2 protein-coding genes and 2 tRNA genes are annotated in these 2,255 nt (G+C 70.4%); 1 reads left to right on the forward strand and 3 read right to left on the reverse strand.

Features of this window, described 5'->3' with window-relative positions:
• Nucleotides 1-142 precede the first annotated feature (142 nt).
• The 3 genes from rpmG to GRC12_RS43740 form a co-directional block, all read right to left on the reverse strand.
• Nucleotides 143-307: a 50S ribosomal protein L33 gene (gene rpmG / locus GRC12_RS43730; RefSeq protein ID WP_003948671.1), complete on the reverse strand. Its 165-nt coding sequence runs from the start codon at nt 305-307 to the stop codon at nt 143-145.
• Nucleotides 308-397: 90 nt separating this feature from the next.
• Nucleotides 398-470 (reverse strand) — tRNA-Met (locus GRC12_RS43735).
• Between the two features lie 46 nt (nt 471-516).
• Nucleotides 517-589 (reverse strand) — tRNA-Thr (locus GRC12_RS43740).
• A 267-nt stretch (nt 590-856) separates the two neighbouring features.
• On the opposite strand from GRC12_RS43740, the gene GRC12_RS43745 reads away from it, so the two are divergent.
• A complete protein-coding gene (locus GRC12_RS43745; protein WP_208785992.1) occupies nt 857-2,200 on the forward strand; it encodes an amidohydrolase family protein in 1,344 nt (447 codons plus the stop codon).
• The last annotated feature ends 55 nt before the right edge of the window (nt 2,201-2,255 follow it).

A 2,255-nucleotide genomic window follows, 5' to 3' on the forward strand; every position in this document is an offset into this window, starting at 1 on the left:
GTGGTGGGTGGTGGGTGGTGATTGGCGGCCGGTGGTCTGTCGTCAGCGGTTTGTGGCCAGTCGGAACCGGTCGGTAACCGAGGCTCAAACGACGCGAGGCCGCCCCCCGACTATTGGGGGCGGCCTCGCGAACGAGCCTGATTTATCGCGTCTCGCGGTGCGCGGTGTGCGCGTTGCAACGCGGGCAGTGCTTCTTCATCTCAAGACGGTCCGGGTTGTTGCGCCGGTTCTTCTTGGTGATGTAGTTCCGCTCCTTGCACTCCACGCAGGCCAGCGTGATCTTCGGGCGGACGTCGGTGGCAGCCACGTGAGTGCTCCTTGACGAACGGATGGGACGGGTTTAACGCATAGAAGAGTAGCCGATCGAAGGACCGACCCCGCAATCGGCTACTGTCAGTAGCGGTGACCGGACTTGAACCGGTGACACAGCGATTATGAGCCGCTTGCTCTACCGACTGAGCTACACCGCTGCGATGCGATCCGTTCCCGCCTCGCGACGGGAACCTCACACACCAGAGCCCCAATACGGAATCGAACCGTAGACCTTCTCCTTACCATGGAGACGCTCTGCCGACTGAGCTATTGGGGCGAGCGATGAAGACATTACACGGTCCGCCGCCGTTCACCCAAATCCGTTTCGCGGCCCCCGTACCGGCCTGTCCGGTCGGTGGGGGCGGGGTGCGCCGCGGCCCGTCCGACCGCCCTCCCACCAGCCTCTCCAGGCCCCTTTCTCACGGCGGACCACACCGGTACGACTATTGCGCTCCTCCCTGTGATGGGCGGACCGCCACCCTAGGCTCGACTCACTCTGCGTGATCTTGCGTCCCCCTGCGCAGTCCCGAGCCCCTGGAGCGCGATGCCCGACAGCCAGCCGCAGCCGCCCCACTCGTCGTCTTCGTCGTCGTCCTCGTCGTCTTCGTCCTCGTCGGCTTCGTCTGGCGCACCAGGGCCCGTGGGTTCCTCAGGTTCCTCGGGTTCCTCGGGATCTTTGGGCCAGAGGGATTCGGGGGCGCTGCTGCTGTGCGGAGCCCGGCTGACCGATGGGCGCACGGTGGACGTACGGCTCGGCGGCGGGAGGATCGAGGCGGTCGGTACGGCGGGGAGCCTCGCGGTGGGCGGTACGCGCGCGTGCGGTGCGCGTGTGGATCTCAGCGGCTATCTGCTCCTGCCGGCCCCTGCCGAACCGCACATTCACGGCGACACCGCCCTCTCGGCCGACGGGGACGGCCCCGCCTCCCACGACCCGCATGACGTGCAACGCCGGGCCACCGAGGCCGCGTTGCTGCAGCTGGGGCACGGGGCGACCGCGGCGCGGGCACATGTGCGCGTGGGCGACGTCCAGGGCCTCGGCGCGCTGGCCGCCGTACTGCAGGCCCGGCGTTCGCTGCGGGGGCTTACGGAACTGACCGCCGTGGCCATGCCTCGGCTACTGACCGGGGTCGCCGGGGCCGACGGGCTGGCCGTGCTGCGGGATGCGCTGAAGATGGGTGCGTCCGTGGTGGGTGGCTGCCCGGACCTGGACCCCGATCCGACCGGGTACGTGGAGGCGGTCCTGGAGGTCGCCTCCGAGCACGGCTGTCCCGTGGACCTGCACACCGACGCCGCCGACCCGGCCCGCCTGGCCCGTCTCGCCGCGATGGCAGGGGGCCTGCGGCCGGGCGTGACCCTCGGTCCGTGCGGCGCCCTGGCCCGTCTGCCCACCGAGACGGCCATCCGCACCGCCGACCAGCTCGCCGCCGCCGGGGTGGCGGTGGCGTGCCTCCCCCAGGGTGGCTGCGGCGCCACCGACCGCCGCGGCACGGCTCCGGTACGGCTGCTGCGCGCTGCCGGAGTGCGCGTCGCGGCGGGCAGTGGCGCGTTGCGGGACGTGTCGAATCCGGTCGGCCGCGGTGATCCCCTGGAGGCCGCGTACCTGCTGTCCTCCCGCTATGGCCTGCGTCCCGAGGACGCGTACGACGCGATCAGTTCCTCGGCACGTGCGGTCCTGGGCCTGCCCGAGGTCCGCGTGGAGGCGGGGTTCCCCGCCGAACTGCTGGCGGTGAGGGGGGACGGGCTGCCCGGTGCTCTGTCCCTCGCGTACAGCCGGATCGTGGTGCATCGGGGCCGCGTGGTGGCCCGGACCAGCGCGGTACGGGAGTACTGCAGCTCGGCTGCCGCCGTTGAGTTGGGATTGCCTCGGCAGGGGCGCGGATTGTCGTGAGGTGATGAGGGGCGGGGATTGTCTTGAGTGATGGAGGGCGGGGATTGTCTTGAGG

It is taken from the genome of Streptomyces griseorubiginosus (assembly GCF_017614965.1).
GTDB classification, from domain to species: Bacteria; Actinomycetota; Actinomycetes; order Streptomycetales; family Streptomycetaceae; genus Streptomyces; species Streptomyces griseorubiginosus_B.